The 16,325-nt window shown below is 35.6% G+C and carries 17 protein-coding genes and 1 other RNA gene; 13 read left to right on the forward strand and 5 right to left on the reverse strand.

Going from position 1 to position 16,325, the window contains the following annotated elements:
* Positions 1 to 71 precede the first annotated feature (71 nt).
* The 5 genes from FBR08_RS11550 (at position 72) to FBR08_RS11570 (ending at position 4,272) form a co-directional block, all read left to right on the forward strand.
* Positions 72 to 470: a hypothetical protein gene (locus FBR08_RS11550; protein ID WP_158962851.1), complete on the forward strand. Its 399-nt coding sequence runs from the start codon at positions 72 to 74 to the stop codon at positions 468 to 470.
* A gap of 155 nt (positions 471 to 625) precedes the next feature.
* On the forward strand, positions 626 to 1,420 hold the full coding sequence (locus tag FBR08_RS11555; RefSeq protein WP_158962852.1) for a HipA family kinase: 795 nt from the start codon (positions 626 to 628) through the stop codon (positions 1,418 to 1,420).
* Positions 1,386 to 1,781, forward strand: a complete 396-nt coding sequence (locus tag FBR08_RS11560; protein ID WP_233266104.1) for a DUF3037 domain-containing protein — start codon at positions 1,386 to 1,388, stop codon at positions 1,779 to 1,781. Before FBR08_RS11555 ends, FBR08_RS11560 begins: the two co-directional genes overlap by 35 nt.
* 2 nt (positions 1,782 to 1,783) lie before the next feature.
* Positions 1,784 to 3,574, forward strand: coding sequence for a TrkH family potassium uptake protein (locus FBR08_RS11565; RefSeq protein WP_158962853.1), 1,791 nt, complete (start codon positions 1,784 to 1,786; stop codon positions 3,572 to 3,574).
* Positions 3,575 to 3,588: 14 nt separating this feature from the next.
* Positions 3,589 to 4,272, forward strand: coding sequence for a potassium channel family protein (locus tag FBR08_RS11570; RefSeq protein WP_158962854.1), 684 nt, complete (start codon positions 3,589 to 3,591; stop codon positions 4,270 to 4,272).
* A 92-nt stretch (positions 4,273 to 4,364) separates the two neighbouring features.
* Here FBR08_RS11570 and FBR08_RS11575 read toward each other — a convergent pair whose 3' ends face one another.
* Positions 4,365 to 5,549, reverse strand: coding sequence for a serine hydrolase domain-containing protein (locus tag FBR08_RS11575; RefSeq protein ID WP_158962855.1), 1,185 nt, complete (start codon positions 5,547 to 5,549; stop codon positions 4,365 to 4,367).
* A 315-nt stretch (positions 5,550 to 5,864) separates the two neighbouring features.
* On the opposite strand from FBR08_RS11575, the gene FBR08_RS11580 reads away from it, so the two are divergent.
* From FBR08_RS11580 to FBR08_RS11595, 4 genes are all read left to right on the forward strand, one after another.
* Positions 5,865 to 6,704, forward strand: coding sequence for a 1,4-dihydroxy-2-naphthoyl-CoA synthase (locus FBR08_RS11580; protein ID WP_158962856.1), 840 nt, complete (start codon positions 5,865 to 5,867; stop codon positions 6,702 to 6,704).
* Positions 6,705 to 6,767: 63 nt separating this feature from the next.
* Positions 6,768 to 7,083, forward strand: an RNA gene (rnpB, locus tag FBR08_RS11585) — RNase P RNA component class A.
* A gap of 227 nt (positions 7,084 to 7,310) precedes the next feature.
* A complete protein-coding gene (locus FBR08_RS11590) occupies positions 7,311 to 7,589 on the forward strand; it encodes a hypothetical protein (protein WP_158962857.1) in 279 nt (92 codons plus the stop codon).
* 17 nt (positions 7,590 to 7,606) lie between these two features.
* Positions 7,607 to 8,392, forward strand: a complete 786-nt coding sequence (locus FBR08_RS11595) for a M12 family metallopeptidase (RefSeq protein ID WP_158962858.1) — start codon at positions 7,607 to 7,609, stop codon at positions 8,390 to 8,392.
* Positions 8,393 to 8,540: 148 nt separating this feature from the next.
* Here the strand turns inward: FBR08_RS11595 and rsmD are convergent, their stop codons facing one another.
* Together rsmD and FBR08_RS11605 are read right to left on the reverse strand one after the other, a co-directional pair.
* Positions 8,541 to 9,107, reverse strand: coding sequence for a 16S rRNA (guanine(966)-N(2))-methyltransferase RsmD (gene rsmD / locus FBR08_RS11600; protein ID WP_158962859.1), 567 nt, complete (start codon positions 9,105 to 9,107; stop codon positions 8,541 to 8,543).
* Positions 9,104 to 9,895, reverse strand: coding sequence for a DUF3822 family protein (locus FBR08_RS11605; protein ID WP_158962860.1), 792 nt, complete (start codon positions 9,893 to 9,895; stop codon positions 9,104 to 9,106). Before FBR08_RS11605 ends, rsmD begins: the two co-directional genes overlap by 4 nt.
* Positions 9,896 to 10,026: 131 nt before the next feature.
* On the opposite strand from FBR08_RS11605, the gene FBR08_RS11610 reads away from it, so the two are divergent.
* Together FBR08_RS11610 and kdsB are read left to right on the forward strand one after the other, a co-directional pair.
* Positions 10,027 to 11,466 (forward strand): ATP-dependent DNA helicase, encoded by a 1,440-nt coding sequence (locus FBR08_RS11610; protein ID WP_158962861.1) that lies wholly within the window; start codon positions 10,027 to 10,029, stop codon positions 11,464 to 11,466.
* Between the two features lie 81 nt (positions 11,467 to 11,547).
* The gene (gene kdsB, locus FBR08_RS11615) at positions 11,548 to 12,285 is read left to right on the forward strand and encodes a 3-deoxy-manno-octulosonate cytidylyltransferase (RefSeq protein WP_158964277.1); all 738 of its coding nucleotides are present in this window, start codon (positions 11,548 to 11,550) and stop codon (positions 12,283 to 12,285) included.
* Positions 12,286 to 12,318: 33 nt separating this feature from the next.
* Here the strand turns inward: kdsB and FBR08_RS11620 are convergent, their stop codons facing one another.
* Positions 12,319 to 13,434, reverse strand: a complete 1,116-nt coding sequence (locus FBR08_RS11620; RefSeq protein ID WP_158962862.1) for a hypothetical protein — start codon at positions 13,432 to 13,434, stop codon at positions 12,319 to 12,321.
* Positions 13,435 to 13,748: 314 nt separating this feature from the next.
* Positions 13,749 to 14,822, reverse strand: coding sequence for a branched-chain amino acid aminotransferase (locus FBR08_RS11630; protein WP_158962864.1), 1,074 nt, complete (start codon positions 14,820 to 14,822; stop codon positions 13,749 to 13,751).
* A 530-nt stretch (positions 14,823 to 15,352) separates the two neighbouring features.
* Between FBR08_RS11630 and FBR08_RS11635 the strand changes: the two genes are divergently transcribed.
* Together FBR08_RS11635 and FBR08_RS11640 are read left to right on the forward strand one after the other, a co-directional pair.
* Positions 15,353 to 15,865 (forward strand): DUF4920 domain-containing protein, encoded by a 513-nt coding sequence (locus FBR08_RS11635; RefSeq protein ID WP_158962865.1) that lies wholly within the window; start codon positions 15,353 to 15,355, stop codon positions 15,863 to 15,865.
* A 7-nt stretch (positions 15,866 to 15,872) separates the two neighbouring features.
* Entirely contained in the window at positions 15,873 to 16,319 is a 447-nt protein-coding gene (locus FBR08_RS11640; RefSeq protein ID WP_233266105.1) for a hypothetical protein, read from the forward strand.
* Positions 16,320 to 16,325: the final 6 nt, after the last annotated feature.

The following is a 16,325-nucleotide window of genomic DNA, read 5'->3' on the forward strand; positions in this document are numbered from 1 at the left end:
GTTAAAAAAGCGCAATTTCAAAGTTAAATACTTAACTTTGTCAGATTGAATACAATAAAAAAAATATACTTATGCTGTCATTTAATAATGAGACTAAACAACTGATTATTCAGGATAATTACAAAGGAAGACTGACATCTTCTCGTTTGATGTCTGCTGTTATATTGGGCATGTCTTTGGTGCGCTTATTTATGGCGGATTGGAAGAGCCCTAAAGAAATGGATTACGTCTTTTGTATTATTGCGGCTGTATTTTTGTTTTTAGCTTATAAAAACTTTTTGACTAAAACAGCGGCAGAGCAATTGGATAAGGTTGCAATTAAGTATGTGAAAATGCCAAAGGGCTTAGCTACAAAAGCAGTAGTGAAGTTGAATAATGGCAAAGTGAGAGAGATTTTCAACTTAAAGACAAAAGAGCAGCAAGGGGTATTGAGAAAGATTTTGACTAACGCCAAAATAACAATGAAATAGGGCTGATTAACAGCAATAACGTTATCGTTTACGACAGAATAGAAAGAAGGGATTTATCCCTTTTTTACTTTTAGAATAAGCGGGATTTGGCAAAACCCAACAGAAAGCTTACTTTTAGTTGAACAAGTCTTTTGAATAAATAAGAACATAAATTGATGAAAGAATCGCTTGATTTGAGAAGTGTAATGGTTACACGTTATGTAACTCCTTTGCGAGAAGGAGGTTCTTTACCTGCCTTAGCTGATGCCGATGATGGCTTTAAATATGTCATTAAGTTTCGTGGCGCCGGACACGGTGTAAAGGCGTTAATCGCCGAATTGCTAGGTGGACTATTGGCTAAAACCTTAGGATTGCCGGTGCCTGAATTGGTTTTTGCTACGTTGGATGAAGCGTTTGGACGTACAGAAGCTGATGAGGAAATACAAGATTTACTCAAGTTTAGTCAAGGATTGAATTTGGGATTACATTTTCTATCGGGGGCATTGACATTTGATCCACAAGCTTATGAAGTAGAGGAAACCTTGGCTTCTCAGGTAGTTTGGTTGGATGCTTATATTACCAATGTTGATCGTACCTTTCGCAATACCAATATGTTAGTTTGGCATAAAGAATTATGGTTGATTGATCATGGTGCTTCTTTTTATTTTCATCATTCGTTTACCAATTGGGAGAAAAGTGCTTTGACTCCCTTTACTTTGATTAAGGATCATGTGCTTTTGACGAAAGCTTCTCAATTAGACGAAGTAAACGAGGTGTTTACTCGTATTTTGACGGATGAGGTTTTACAAGGTATTGTAGAACAAATTCCTGTAGATTGGTTGACGTGGGAAGAATCGGAGTTCAATCCAGAAGAAATAAGAGCCGTTTATTATCAGTTCTTACAAGTAAGACGCGATCATGCGATGCTATTTGTTAATGAAGCAAAAAAGGTTCGTCATGGTGGTGTATGAGTATGCAGTAATTCGTTTTGTTCCTCGAGTAGAACGTGAGGAGTTTATTAATATTGGACTTCTACTTTTTTGTAAGCAGAAGCGAACGCTACGTGGACAGTATGCTTTAAACCGCGAAAAACTAGCGTGTTTTACTACAGAAATTGACATGGATGTATTAGAAAAACACATTCAAGCGTTTATTGCGATTGCCCAAGCAGAAGCAGAAGCAAGTCCCATTAGTGGGTTTGACGCTGCTGAGCGCTTTCGATGGTTGGCTGCTACAAAGAGCTCATGCCTTCAGGTTTCGCCTACCCATTGCGGGTTAACAGTAGATGCAACGCAAACATTTAATCAACTTTTTGAAGAATTAGTCTTGTAGCTATGCCATTGTTTTATATCAAGGATGTCGTTCTAAATAAAATTAAGTACTTTTTAGTTCGCTTGCCATTTTTACTCAGCTTTATCTCTTTGTTTGTCCTGATTTTCGATTTGGGATTCAATACATTGAATGATTACCACAAGCATTTACACCATTTATACAATGTGTGTTTAACGTTTGGTATGGTTATTATCGTTTATCGCTATTACCAAGCATTTCGACAAAAGAAATTCCCTAGTTTAGGCGTTAAATTATTTGATATATTTAGCATACTCTTATTTTTGACGTTAGTTGTTGTTCGCTGGCAACCCGAACATACGAATCGTTTTTTTGATAGCAATGCTGTTATTTTCTTTGCTGTATTCATTATGCTTGTGCGTGAATTTTCTATGTTACAGCTCAATCTGAAGAAGACCAAACTTACGCCACCACAACTGTTTATTGTCAGTTTTTTATTGATTATTTTCATTGGAGCCTTTATGCTTTCTTTTCCTAAAGCGACAGTAACTCCAGGGAGTTTACGCTATATAGATGCTTTGTTTACTGCGACAAGTGCCGTATGTGTTACGGGGTTATCGACAGTAGATATTGGAAGTCAGTTTACTTTTTTTGGCAAAACTGTAATGATCTTTTTAATGGAATGTGGAGGATTGGGAATTATGACAATCGCCAGTTACTTTAGCTATTTCTTTAGAGGAAAAGCCTCTTATGGCAATCAATTGGTACTAAAAGATATGTCGTCTATCGATAAATTAGGGGATGTGTTCGGTACATTAAAACGCATTATGATTATTTCGGGAATTATTCAATTCATCGGAATGATTGCTATTTTTATCAGTATTCGAAATCAGGTGTTTGACTCGTTATTTGAACGCATTTTCTTTGCGATTTTTCACGGAGTTTCTGCTTTTTGTAATGCTGGATTTTCAACCTTACCTGAAAACCTCTACACGTTAGAGTATCGATTTAATTATCCGTTGCAATTGATTATTGCGGGGTTGTTTATTATGGGAGGATTGGGATTTCCTATTGTCTATAACGTATACAAATACATTAAACATTTAATTGTTGATCGATTACTTCCCTTTAGTTTAAAAGAAGCTAGTTTTTATGTACCTAGGGTTATTAATCTAAGTACGAAAATTATTTTAATCACAACTGCGGGTTTGATTGTAGGAGGAACAGCGCTTGTTTACTGTTTAGAATACAACAATACGCTATCTGAACATCAAGGGTTTGGAAAGGTAGTCGTGGCCTTTTTTACGGCTACTTCACCGCGTACTGCCGGATTTGCTTCTGTGGATAATAATCTATTTACCGTTCCGACGTTTTTAATCCTCATACTTTTAATGTGGATTGGTGCTTCTCCAATTTCTACTGGTGGGGGAATTAAAACAACAACATTTGCCATTGCGCTATTGAATATTTGGGCTTTAATGAAGGGGAAAACCAGAATCGAAGTTAACCGAAGAGAGGTAGATGAATCTGCTGTGAGACGAGCTTTTGCTATTATCTTTTTATCTTTGTTTATTATTGGTATAGCCTTATTTGCTTTGACTTTTTTTGAACCGAATATTGATATTATTCGCCTATCTTATGAGGCCTTTTCTGCTTATAGTACAGCAGGATTGAGTACGGGAATTACTGCGAAATTGGCTGACCCAAGTAAAGTGACTTTGATTATGCTGATGTTTGTTGGTCGAGTAAGTATCTTGACTATTTTAATAGCGATTAGCAAAAAAGAAACGATAACCAATTACAGGTATCCAACGGAAGAAATTTTGATTAACTAAGAGAAAAGATTAGGATGAAATATATAATTATCGGATTAGGAAATTTTGGTGCATCTCTAGCCCAGAAGTTGACCGAACAAGGAAATGAAGTCATCGGAGTTGATAAAAACATGGCTCGTGTAGATGCAAATAAAGACAAAGTATCGCATACAATTTGTCTCGATTCAACCGATCAGTACTTGGTTGCAGGATTGCCTTTGGCCAATACGGATATCGTGATTGTTGCAATTGGAGAAGATCAAGGGGCAAATATTATGACGACCGCTGTATTGAAGAATCTGAATGTCAAACGACTAATTAGTCGCGCTATTACTCCTTTGCACGAAAATGTACTACAAGCGATTGGCGTGGATGAGATTGTACATCCAGAAGAAGAAACAGCCGAACGTTGGGCAAAAAAATTATGCATCAAAGGAGTCGTAGATTCTTATGAAATCAATGGACGTTATAGTATTGTAGAAATTACAATCTCAGATCGTTTTGCTAACAAAACACTTGAAGAGATTGGTTTTAGAACCAATTACAACTTAGTAGTACTTACCACGTTAAAAGTCCGCGAAGAGCGCAATTTCTTTGGCGCTCAGCGTAAAATACACGAAGTACAAGGAATAGCTTCGTATGATACGGTATTGCATAAAGGCGATATCATGGTTATTTACGGGGATAATAAAGATATCAAGCGCATTTTGAATGATTAGTAGGGACGAAGGTAATTCGCCCTTGATGACCTTTTACTTTTGCATGGAATATACAATGTGACATAGCGTAAAAAAAAGAGTTGTAATGTAAATTACAACTCAACATTTCCGACAGGATAATCTCCTAAATAATGAGATAAATCGATAGTCTTATACGTTAATTTCGAATATTTGTTTGAAAATAGGATAATACAAGCATTCGAATCAGCTAAGCGAATATAAGAAGAAGTATTCCCTCTCCACCAACCATTGTGATAGGTGTAGTTTTTGTCGTTTTTCATTTTGATTAAACGCAAACCTAGACCGTAGTTACGTGTACCTTTACTTTCAAAGCTATATCCTTCTGTCATCTGCATTTTTAGGTCAGCATTTAAAAAGTCGTCTGAGTATAAGGCTGTATCTAATTTGAGCATATCTCTTGGCGTAGTGTAGATATTTTTATCTCCATAGGTTCCATCCATATAATCCCAATGCATTTCGCGATAGTTTGAATTATAAGATTGGGTTACTTGATTTTTGTGTGTTATGTCATCAAAGACAAAACTGTGGTTCATTTCTAGAGGGTCAAAGATTAGATCTCGTACCACTTGTTTGAATTTTTTGCCTGTCACTTTTTCAGCGATAGAGGCAAGTACAACATAATTGGTGTTGCTATAGGTAAAACGCGTATTAGGTTTAAAGTCTAAGGATACGGTTTTACTGTTGATTACTTCAATCACATGGTCATTGGTAATCACATTTTGATTGGACCATTTGTTGGGGTAATAACCGTAGTATTTTAAACCACTGCGGTGACTTAATAAGGTACGCACTGTGATATTATCATACGGAAAGCCATCAATAATTTCCGAAACGGGCTGATCTAAGCTCAATAAGCCTTCTTGTACTAAGCGCAAAATAGTTACAGCTGTAACTACTTTACCTACGGAAGCTACGTGAATAGGAGTGGTTTCTGTAATGGCTTCATTTTGTCTCTTATTAGCATAACCCGAGTAATTTTCATATAAAATCTTACCGTTTTGTGCTACTAAAAAACTTCCGGTGTATCCGCTTTTTTTGATATATTGATTGTAGAAATCTTCAATTTGTTGTCCTTTTTCAAGGATGTATTCGGGTTTTAGTTCTTGAAATGACGATTCATATGGCTTATCAATAAAAACATTGTGTTCTTTGATGATAGGCATGTTCAAGGCTAAATCCATAGAGGCTTCTTGTTGCTTTTTGCAAGAAGCGAGAGCTACTAGGCTAACTAAAGCGATTGCGAGTTTGGTATTCATTAGTCTTGCTGTCTTTGTAGGGATTTTTTTTAGAAAAAACCAAATTAGTAAAAGTTATCGAATATCAAAGGAAAATCTAGCTAAACTTTCAATTTGAACATAAAAAAATTGGAAGTACACGATTGGCCTTAGATATTCCCCAAAAAAAGGGGCATTTGTTAGGGGGAATTTCTCTTCTTTTTGAAAAAAGCTAAATGAAAGATTGAAGATTTAATTTTATTGAGAGGAGTGGATAGAAGAGGAGAGGGATTCTCTGGAGCTTTGTTTAGATATGAAGTAAAAAAACAGTAATTTTACTCGCAAATAGTAAAAGATATGAGTAAGATAGAATGGAAAACGGCAATAGAGTTTGAAGACATTACCTATAAAAAGTGTGATGGAGTAGCTCGTATTGCGTTTAATCGACCAGAAGTTCGAAATGCTTTTAGACCTAAGACAACGAGTGAGTTGTATCGTGCTTTTTACGATGCGCAAGAAGACACGTCAATAGGAGTAGTGTTGCTTTCGGCAGAAGGGCCTTCTCCAAAAGATGGTATTTATTCTTTTTGTAGTGGAGGAGATCAAAAGGCACGAGGGCATCAAGGATACGTAGGAGAAGATGGGATGCATCGTTTAAATATATTAGAAGTACAGCGTTTAATTCGCTTTATGCCAAAAGTTGTTATTGCGGTAGTACCGGGGTGGGCAGTTGGAGGTGGTCACAGTTTACACGTGGTTTGCGATATGTCCTTAGCGAGTAAGGAACACGCTATCTTCAAGCAGACTGATGCTGATGTGACAAGTTTTGACGGCGGATACGGATCGGCGTATTTAGCTAAAATGGTAGGACAGAAAAAAGCCAGAGAGATTTTCTTTTTAGGACGAAATTATTCTGCCCAAGAAGCGTTTGAAATGGGAATGGTCAATGCTGTGATTCCACACGATGAGTTAGAAGATACAGCGTATGAATGGGCACAAGAAATATTGGCTAAATCACCAACATCGATTAAAATGTTGAAGTTTGCGATGAACTTGACAGATGATGGAATGGTAGGACAGCAGGTATTTGCAGGAGAAGCGACTCGTTTAGCTTATATGACAGAAGAAGCGATAGAAGGGCGCAATGCCTTTTTAGAGAAACGCAAGCCAAATTTCCCTAAAAAGTGGATTCCATAATAGATAAAAAATAAAGTAAATAGTTTATCTACATTCTCGTGGAAAGCTGTACTTTTGCATTCTTATGCAGATCGCCTTATCGCTGGTTTAGCAATAAACGAGAGGAAAGTCTGGACACCATAGGGCAGTATAGTGGGTAACACCCATCCGCGGAGCAATTCGTGAGGACAAGTGCAACAGAAAGGATGTACAGGTAAGGCTGTAGTGAAATCAGGTAAACTCTATACGGTGAAATGTCATGTATATTTAGCGTTCGAGGGCTGCTCGCCCGATGCTTTAGGGGTAGGCAGATAGAGCCATTGAGTAATTGATGGCCTGGATAAATGATAAGGGTGCACTTCGGTGCATACAGAATCCGGCTTATAGATCTGCATTTATTTTTAAATCAATGTATAAGAATAAAAAGATTGACTTGAATGCAAGTCAATCTTTTTTTTTGTGTATACTTGAGATTTTGATGTACACATTACTTAAGTCTAAAAAAAGTATTTAAAAATAAAATATAAATCACCTATTCCTTACTTTATTCAATTGTATTTCAAGGTGTTGTGTTTTTTTGTTCTATTTTTAGAAAAGAAAAATATTAACATTAAAAAATAATGAGTTATGAAGAAGATAATTGTACTTTTTTTATTGATTCTCGTTTATGTTCGTTGCTCAACTTACGAAGAAGAGAAGCATCTAGTTTATGACAAAAATGAAAATACAAAAGTTTTGACTTTAACATCAGGAGCCCGTGTTGAAAAAACGGATAATCAGTATATTTATTTAGGGGATTTAGTGTTGTCAGATAAGCAACTACAAGGCTTAGATCAATATGGAGATGTTTTGCATTTAAAAATAAACCAAGATATAAGGGAGTTTTTAAACCTGAATATGGAATAGTTCCTTTGGGATTACCATTGGAAAGCGGAAAGCAACTGGAAGATTTTTATGACACTAAAGTTGTTGCATTGCCACAAGGAACCCATTGGGCAATGGTTCGATTTACTTTTGATTCTAACCTGAATACACTTCAGATAGCCGCTATTCAGCAGGCGATGAATGAATTGCAAGAATTAACTAATATTAGATTTTATAACGCAACAGGAGAACCTACAGGTAATCCTAGTCTAGGTGTTAATTATAATTATATTACTTTTTATAGTAGTAATGTCAATAATTCTCAAATAGGCAGTGTTGGCGGACAACAAATAATTAATCTAGTATCCTTTAATTCGAAAACGATAATGCATGAAATTTTACATGCTTTAGGTTTATTTCATGAGCAATCTAGACCCGATCGAGATACGTATATTGATGTAAATGTTGCGAACATAGCCAATGAAAATAGACATAATTTTGATCGAGTAACCCAAAACTACTTGACACTTGGAGCATTTGATTTTAATTCAATTATGTTATATGATTCCTATGCCTTTAGTGTAAATGGACAACCTATACTCACTAAAAAAGATGGTTCCGTTTTTTACGATAATAGCCAATTGTTCGAATTAGATAGGAGCTATGTTAATACATATTATATTCCGTACAAAAGTAATCCAAATGGGACAAGAGTTTTAATTGATGATCGAGTTTATAAAAGTGATAATTCATTAATGACTCAATTAGAACGCGATAATTTAGAACGAAAATTGAATGGAGAGCAACCGCTTTGGGATGGAACAGGAAAACCTCCTATGCAGTAAAGAATGAGTAGATAAGACAAGAAGCTGTCTGAAAAAAGCAATAGGTCTCTTGAGATTTAGATATTTATATATCTTTCTCGTAGGGAGTTAAGTAAAAATGATAAAAATACAGAAGAGACTATTCTATAGAATAGTCTCTTCTGTATTTTTAGTCTTCTGTATCTTCTTCCTCAGTTGTATATTCAAAAAAAGTAAAGACAGAACCTCCGTAGTTTTTCTCAAATGAAAAATGAGGCAAGTGCTCTAATTTAGTGAATTTAGAATGCTCTACTACCAGCATTCCCTCTTCGTCTAAGATGTTGTTGTTTAAGATATCGGTAATGATTTTTTCAAATTGTTCTTGAGTGAAATCATAAGGTGGATCCGCAAAAACAATATCATAGGTTCCTTGGTGTTTTTCAAGAAATTTGAAGACATCCGATTTGTAAGGAACGATATTTAATTCAAAGTCTTTTGCTGTTTTCTTAATAAAATTGACACAACCATAATCCGCATCAATGCTGACAATATTTTCCACACCTCTCGAAGCAAACTCATAACTAATACTTCCTGTACCTGCAAATAAGTCTAAGACTTGTTGTAGTTCAGTGAAATTAAAGTGATTGTTTAAAATGTTAAACAAAGCTTCTTTACTCATGTCTGTTGTAGGGCGAACAGGTAAGTTTTTAGGTGGACTCAGTCTTCTTCCTTTTAATTTTCCTGAAATAATTCTCATAGATGGAATAAAATATAATGTTGTTTGGGTACTTGATAATGCAATAGGAGAGAAGGGGCAAGGGTTGCTTGTTCCTCCAAAATTTCCACATGTCGAATATAGGTATAGGCTTGTTCAAATAAGCTGTCATCTTTGTCAATGCGACTTAACAGTTTTAAAGCAACTGTTTCTGGATCTAATTTGAGCTGTTCGTATACAAATAATAAGTAGTAGATAAAGTCTTGAGCCGTGTTATATAAAAAGGAATTAAATAAAATTAAGTTTCCTTCTTGTGCAACGATGAGTTCAAAGTGATCTTTTTGCACGTGTGCATACACTTCCATTTCTTTCGGTATAGTAGACAAATCTAATACGTAATGAACTAAAGCGGTATTGATGTTTTGATAGGTAAATTCTCCTAGTTTATCCAACAGGAAATTGTTGATTTGCACGTAGGGAATATATACGTTGTTGATGTTTTTATCTGTCAACTCATCAAAGGCGAAGAAGTCGGTAGAAAATACTTTGGTATTGTACTGTAAGTACGATCCTAAGGCTTGTTCATCAAACAGAGCGGTAGGTACAAATGTATTGAGATTGCTGTCGTGTAAAACTAAAATATCCTCAAAAGAAGAAGCTAAGATTTCATGTTTAGCAAAGAGACTATGTAACTGATCTTCAATTGTTCTGTTTTGGTTGAGTCCTTCTGAGACAAAATGGAGAACTTGTTTCGATTCAATATGCTGAACGATAAACGTAAATTTCTGAAGAGAAACCTGAATGATAAGTTTGTGTAAGCTTTGCTCCATAGTTTTTTAGCGCTAAATTTCTACTAGCGAATGCGAAGGACAAATTTAAGCAATTTTAAGGGAGTATATTAGTCTTGGGCTAAAAAGCTTAGTATCTTTGATGTTTTAGGTGTATTTAGGAGAATAAGAACATGAGAGGAACTGAATTTTACAAGGTATTACGACATCAATTTCCGTACGAACTGACGTTAAAACAAGATATTTTCTTACAGAAAATAGCGGAATTTATCACCGCAGATCAGCAAGATGAGTTGTTTGTTTTAAAGGGATATGCAGGTACGGGAAAAACGACGTTATTATCTGTCGTAGTCAATCAGTTGCGTTCGATTCAGAAATACGCAGTTATGCTGGCACCAACTGGACGTGCAGCGAAGGTGATTAGCAGCTATGCACAACGTCCAGCGTTTACTATTCACAAGTATATTTACTACCCTAAACCATTAAAAAATGGCGGAGGCATGCAATATACGATGCGTCAAAATAAGCATAAGAACACAATTTTTATTGTGGATGAAGCTTCGATGATTGGCGATGGATCTGCGGGAGATAGTAGCATGTATCCGCATGGATCGCTGTTGGATGATTTGATTTACTACGTATATGCAGGCCAAAACTGCAAGTTAGTTTTAATCGGAGATGTTGCGCAGCTTCCTCCCATCAATATGACTGTGAGTCCTGCTTTAGATACCGATCAATTGAGTTTTCACTACAATATGCCCATTCATCATATTGAATTGGATGAGGTAATGCGTCAAGAGGAAGATTCGGGTATTCTTTATAATGCAACGGAATTGCGTATGTTGTTGGACTCTCATTTTATGGATACGTTTCAATTTAATCTATACGGTTTTAAAGATATAATTCGCCTAACGGATAGTTATGATATCCAAGATGCTATTTATTCGTCTTATTCTAATGCTGGACCAGAAGAAACGATGTTTATTGTTCGATCAAATAAACGTGCCAATGCGTATAATCAGCAAATTCGAATGCGCATTTTAGATCGAGAAAGTGAAATAGCAGCAGGCGATTTGTTGATGGTAGTAAAAAACAATTACTATTGGTTAAAAGATTCGACAGTGACTGATTTTTTAGCCAATGGAGATATCATTGAAATCTTACAGATTTACAAAACGATTGAACTTTATGGTTTCCGATTTGCCTCAGTGCGCATTCGCATGATTGATTACGATGAGATGATTCCTTTTGATACGGTTATTCTATTGGATACCCTGACAAGTGAGTCACCAGCCTTGACCTATGAAGAGAGCAATCGCTTGTATCAAGAAGTATTGTTGGATTATGAGGATGAGATTTCTAAGTACAAAAAGAACCAAAAAGTAAAAGAGAACGAATACTTTAATGCTTTGCAGGTGAAATTTTCTTATGCAGTTACCTGTCATAAATCACAAGGTGGGCAGTGGGATACGGTTTTTATTGAACAACCCTACTTGCCAGAGGGAATTAATCAAGATTACGTGCGATGGTTGTATACCGCGATGACACGTGCAAAGAGTAAATTGTATCTCATTGGTTTTCAAGAGGAGTATTTTGAGGAAGAAATGGATTAGGTAAAAGCAATAAAACGACAGGATATTTTTGTTAGAGATTCTCGAAATCTCTTATCTTTGAATGAAATTAATACAACGAGTATGAAAGTAATTGCGGTTATTCCGGCACGTTATGCCTCTACGCGTTTTCCTGCGAAATTAATGCAGGAATTGGGAGGGAAAACCATTATTCGAAGAACGTATGAAGCAACTGTAGCCACAGGGCTTTTTGATGATGTATTTGTAGTGACGGATTCACCTTTGATTTTTGATGAGATTCTACAACACGGAGGTAAAGTGGTTCGCAGTGTAAAAGAACACGAAAGTGGCAGTGATCGTATTGCTGAAGCTGTTGCAGCTATAGAAGCAGACATTGTGATTAATGTACAAGGCGATGAACCGTTTGTCAACAAAGAAAATCTAGAACAGCTGATTCAAATTTTTATAGAAGACAGCGAAAAACAAGTTGATTTAGCTTCCTTGATGACTCCCATTGATGATTGGGCGATTATTGAAAACCCAAACAATGTAAAAGTTGTAATTGATGAAAATATGATGGCGTTGTACTTCTCTCGTTCCGTTATTCCTTACCCCAGAGATAAAGAAACAGCCGTACAATACTATCAACATATAGGGGTATATGCTTTTCGAAGAGAAGCTTTGTTAGCGTTTACAACTTGGCCGATGAAATTCCTAGAAGCAACAGAAAAACTGGAGCAGTTGCGTTATTTGGAATATGGAAAGCGCATTAAAATGGCCATTTCACATCACCTTGGAGTCGGAATTGATACACCAGAAGATTTAGAACGTGCCAAAGCTTTATTGGCAAGTGAAGGATAAAAAAAAGAGAATCTAATTTAGATTCTCTTTTTTTTATCCGTTGGTTTCCTCTTGTTCTCTTGTCGTTGTCGTTGTTGGAGGAGTATCTGTTGTATTTTCTTCTTTAGGTGTTGCGGAGTAAGTACGCGTATACGTGCGTCTTATGCTATCATTGACCGTCGTTGGCTGTTGATTTTGTAGGATGGGAATCAGTAAGGTTGTTTTCCAAGCGGAAGGTAGACGATTGTCAAAAGACGATTGATTTAATTCAATAATCATTTTTCCGTTTGGATTATTCGTAAATACTTCTGATTTACTGACGATGGATCTTATTTCTTTAAGTGCTTTAGGCAAATGGGAATAATAACCAGAAACAGTGCTCTCAAAATAAGAATTAGCCTCTAAAGTGGCGGTTTTAAATTGTTCTTCTTCATTTAAGAAAATAGAATCTTGTAATTTAAATCCATATTGAAAGGATAGTTTTTGTGTCAGTGGGGTATTGTCAAAAATAAGTAATGGTGTTTTGTCAACTGTAATCTGATGAGCCGTACAAAATTCCGTTAATTTAGCGTTTAAAGCCTCTATAGAAGGTTTGATTTCTGTATAATCTGAAGTTCCGTTGAGGTAAATATAACGCAACGTAGTTTTTGTGCTAATTCCTGTGGTAGTTAAATCGTATTCTTTGTATTGTTTTATAAAGAATACAATCAAAGAATTGATATTTTTATCCATGGCTTCACCAACTACTTTATTTGGAGAGCCTGAAAAAAAGGTAAGAATCTTGGTTCTAAGATCAATAGATCCTTCAAAGGAAAAATCGACTTTTGTTTTTTGTCCTACACTGCTAAAACGCCAGATAATATTAGATAATTTATTGTCATAGAGAATATCTTGAGAAATACTATCATTGAGTTTCTCGTATTCTTTTTTAATTTGGTAAGAGCCTATATTGGGTAAATCAATTGCGTATACCCCATTGGCTAGCTTTTCAGTTGCAATCCAATCGCTCCAGTTGTCTAAGTTTTGGATGTATTGATAAACAATGGGTTGAGGAGCATCTAATTCAAAGGATTTCGTTATTTTGAAATTACCACTTTGTGTTAATACAAAAACAATAAGCGAAATGCATAGTAGGGTAATAAGCAGAAGGAAATACTTGAGAATTTTCATAGTAAGCAGTAGACACCTTAGGTTAAAAATTATTTAAGCACATTCTTTAAGATGAATAGAGAACCGATAAAGGCTAAAAAAGCGAGCAAAATCCACAATCTATTTTTATAATATTTTCGATGAAGATTAAGATCCTTACGATACATGATAATTAGGATGATCGTGAAAGTAACAATAAAAAAAAGTGCGAATTGGATTTGCCCTGGTGTAAACATAATAAAGATTTTAGCAAAAATAAGTAAAAACCTCCAATATAGCGCATAAAAAAACGGCAGGAAGCCCGCCGTTTTTGAAATAGTATCCTAAAAGGATCATTATATTTTTTCTGTCCAGTTGAAAGTGTCTTCAATTGCTTTTTGTTGAATACCTTGTAAGTTTGTTTTCAACATGATAGCGTAAGAATCTTCATCTTTCACATTTGGCAGTTCGCAGTATTTTTGTTGGTAAGCAAAACCTTCAATTTGTCCGATTGTTACGGCAGTTCCAGCACCAAAGATTTCTAGTAATTCACCTTTAGCGTGAGCATCTAATAACTCTTGAACAACGATAGAGCGAACTTCAACGTTAATTCCTTTGCTTTTAGCAATGTCAATTAAACTTTTTCTTGTTACTCCATCTAAGATTCGCTCGCTAGTAGGAGCTGTAATTAAAGTATCTCCAATTCTGAAGAATACGTTCATTGTTCCAGCTTCTTCTAATTTTGTATGTGTAGCATCATCTGTCCAGATTATTTGTTGGTATCCTTCTTTTTGAGCCAATTGAGTAGGGTAGAATTGTCCACCGTAGTTTCCTGAACATTTAGTGTAACCAACACCTCCGTTAGCTGCACGGCTATAGTGCTCTGCAACTTGTACTTTTACTTTTCCTGAGTAGTAAGTACGAGCAGGAGAACAAATTACGCAGAACATAAATTCGCTAGACGGACCAGCAACAACACCTTCGTGTGTACCAACCATAAATGGACGTAAGTATAACGAGTTTCCTTCTCCTTTTCTTACCCATTCTCTATCTAAATTTAAAAGTGCCTTTAAACCATCAATAAATCTTTCTTCATCGATGTGTGGCATAGCCATACGTTCTGCAGATTTATTAAAACGAGCCCAGTTCTCGCGTGGACGGAATAACCATACGTCGTCGTTGCTGTCTTTGTACGCTTTCATCCCTTCAAAAATTGCTTGTCCGTAGTGGAACACGTTAATTGAAGGTGCGAAACTCATTGGTCCATAAGGTTTGATTTCCACTTTTCCCCATTTACCATCTTTATAATGACAAACCAACATATGATCCGTGAAAATAGATCCAAATTTTACATTCTCGAAATCAATTGAATCGACTCTAGACTTTTCTATCTTGTCAATAGAAAGTTCAAATTTTGTTTCTAAACTCATTTTATAGTATTTTTTTAAAAGTTGTTGTTGTATTAAATAAAACGTTCCAGCAGTTTTTTTTACTGCCTTACAAAAATAGCAAAAAAAGTCGCTATTTATCAATTTAATTTGTAGATTATTTATGTAGCTGAATAAAATATTATATTATCAAAAAAAAACTTGAGAAAATTTAGTATACTTTCAATTTGTTTGTGTAAACTCTTCGTTTTTAGTTTATTTTTTTGATTTACTTAGACTGGCTGTAGTTTGATATCCAATCAAAACCGTTTTTTATTTTCACATGCATTACTATTAGGAGTAATAGTTGTCTTATTCTCATTTAAATCTAATAAAGGATGAATTGTTGGTTAAAGACTCGTTTGTGCTATTTGTTTAGGTGATTAACAGGAATGAAAGAGCCTTGTGGGACTTTGAATAGGATTGTGTCAGCAGGAGTAAAGAACTAGTTTAAGCGCAAGGGGATGTTGAACTTTATATTTTCATTTTATTTTTTAATTATCTTTGATCGAATTATATAGTAACACAATCAGATGAAATACTTCGTATTAACTTTAGGATTATTAGCTTTAGCAACAACTAGTTGTACAAAGAAACAAGAAAAACAGGCAGATCAAGAAGTAGCGACTGTTCTTGCAAAAGAATATGAAACTTTTGGACAAGATTTGGATGCAAAACAAACCGTTTTGTCTAAAGAAGACATGTGGAAAAAATATGACCATTTAAAAGAGGGAGATACCTTACACGTGGCTTTTACCTCTACTATTAAAGAAGTATGTCAGAAAAAGGGATGTTGGATGCAAGTAGCTTTGGATCAGGAGAAAAGTAGCTTTGTTCGCTTTAAAGATTATGGTTTTTTTGCACCTATGAACGCAGCAGGGCATGAAGTAGTTATGCAAGGAAAAGCTTTTGTATCTGTAGTGTCTATTGATGAGTTAAAGCACTATGCTAAAGATGCAGGAAAGAGTGAAGCTGAAATTGCAGCCATTACGGAACCTAAGGTGACATATTCTTTCGAGGCAGAGGGTATTGCAATTGTTAAATAGGGGAGCTATGATTCGATTGGGACTTGTTTTGTCATTTCTTTTGCTTGGTGTAAGTTGTAAAAAAGAACAACGAGTAGAAGAACAAGTAAAAACACCGCAAACAGAGACTACCTTCCAGCTGTATGAGATGTCAGAAATGGCAGCTTTAATGGAACAGATGTATGTGGATAATCAACGTATTCGAGAGCGTATTGTCAAGGGATTAGCCATTGAAGGGGAGATGCCTAGTATTCATCAGCGGTTGTTTACTGCAGTGATGACGGATCCGTCTGATAAAGATTTGTTTTTCGAAACGCAAGCGAAAGCTTTTATTCGCGTAGAAGAAGAGTTTTATGCGGATCCCAAGGAGCAGACCAAAGACAAATTCAATGCCATTGTGGAAGCTTGTTTAAATTGTCATCAAAAGAAATGCGGTGGACCTATACCGAGAATAAAAAAATTATTGATTCCTTAATTGAAT

This window comes from Myroides fluvii (assembly GCF_009792295.1).
GTDB classification, from domain to species: Bacteria; Bacteroidota; Bacteroidia; order Flavobacteriales; family Flavobacteriaceae; genus Flavobacterium; species Flavobacterium fluvii_A.

Bases quoted from the DNA above. Each gene is read 5' to 3' on its own strand.
- FBR08_RS11550 (WP_158962851.1), top strand. From the start codon at position 72: ATGCTGTCATTTAATAATGAGACTAAACAACTGATTATTCAGGATAAT.
- FBR08_RS11555 (WP_158962852.1), top strand. From the start codon at position 626: ATGAAAGAATCGCTTGATTTGAGAAGTGTAATGGTTACACGTTATGTA.
- FBR08_RS11560 (WP_233266104.1), top strand. From the start codon at position 1,386: ATGAAGCAAAAAAGGTTCGTCATGGTGGTGTATGAGTATGCAGTAATT.
- FBR08_RS11565 (WP_158962853.1), top strand. From the start codon at position 1,784: ATGCCATTGTTTTATATCAAGGATGTCGTTCTAAATAAAATTAAGTAC.
- FBR08_RS11570 (WP_158962854.1), top strand. From the start codon at position 3,589: ATGAAATATATAATTATCGGATTAGGAAATTTTGGTGCATCTCTAGCC.
- FBR08_RS11575 (WP_158962855.1), bottom strand. From the start codon at position 5,549: ATGAATACCAAACTCGCAATCGCTTTAGTTAGCCTAGTAGCTCTCGCT.
- FBR08_RS11580 (WP_158962856.1), top strand. From the start codon at position 5,865: ATGAGTAAGATAGAATGGAAAACGGCAATAGAGTTTGAAGACATTACC.
- FBR08_RS11590 (WP_158962857.1), top strand. From the start codon at position 7,311: ATGAAGAAGATAATTGTACTTTTTTTATTGATTCTCGTTTATGTTCGT.
- rsmD (WP_158962859.1), bottom strand. From the start codon at position 9,107: ATGAGAATTATTTCAGGAAAATTAAAAGGAAGAAGACTGAGTCCACCT.
- FBR08_RS11605 (WP_158962860.1), bottom strand. From the start codon at position 9,895: ATGGAGCAAAGCTTACACAAACTTATCATTCAGGTTTCTCTTCAGAAA.
- FBR08_RS11610 (WP_158962861.1), top strand. From the start codon at position 10,027: ATGAGAGGAACTGAATTTTACAAGGTATTACGACATCAATTTCCGTAC.
- kdsB (WP_158964277.1), top strand. From the start codon at position 11,548: ATGAAAGTAATTGCGGTTATTCCGGCACGTTATGCCTCTACGCGTTTT.
- FBR08_RS11620 (WP_158962862.1), bottom strand. From the start codon at position 13,434: ATGAAAATTCTCAAGTATTTCCTTCTGCTTATTACCCTACTATGCATT.
- FBR08_RS11630 (WP_158962864.1), bottom strand. From the start codon at position 14,822: ATGAGTTTAGAAACAAAATTTGAACTTTCTATTGACAAGATAGAAAAG.
- FBR08_RS11635 (WP_158962865.1), top strand. From the start codon at position 15,353: ATGAAATACTTCGTATTAACTTTAGGATTATTAGCTTTAGCAACAACT.
- FBR08_RS11640 (WP_233266105.1), top strand. From the start codon at position 15,873: ATGATTCGATTGGGACTTGTTTTGTCATTTCTTTTGCTTGGTGTAAGT.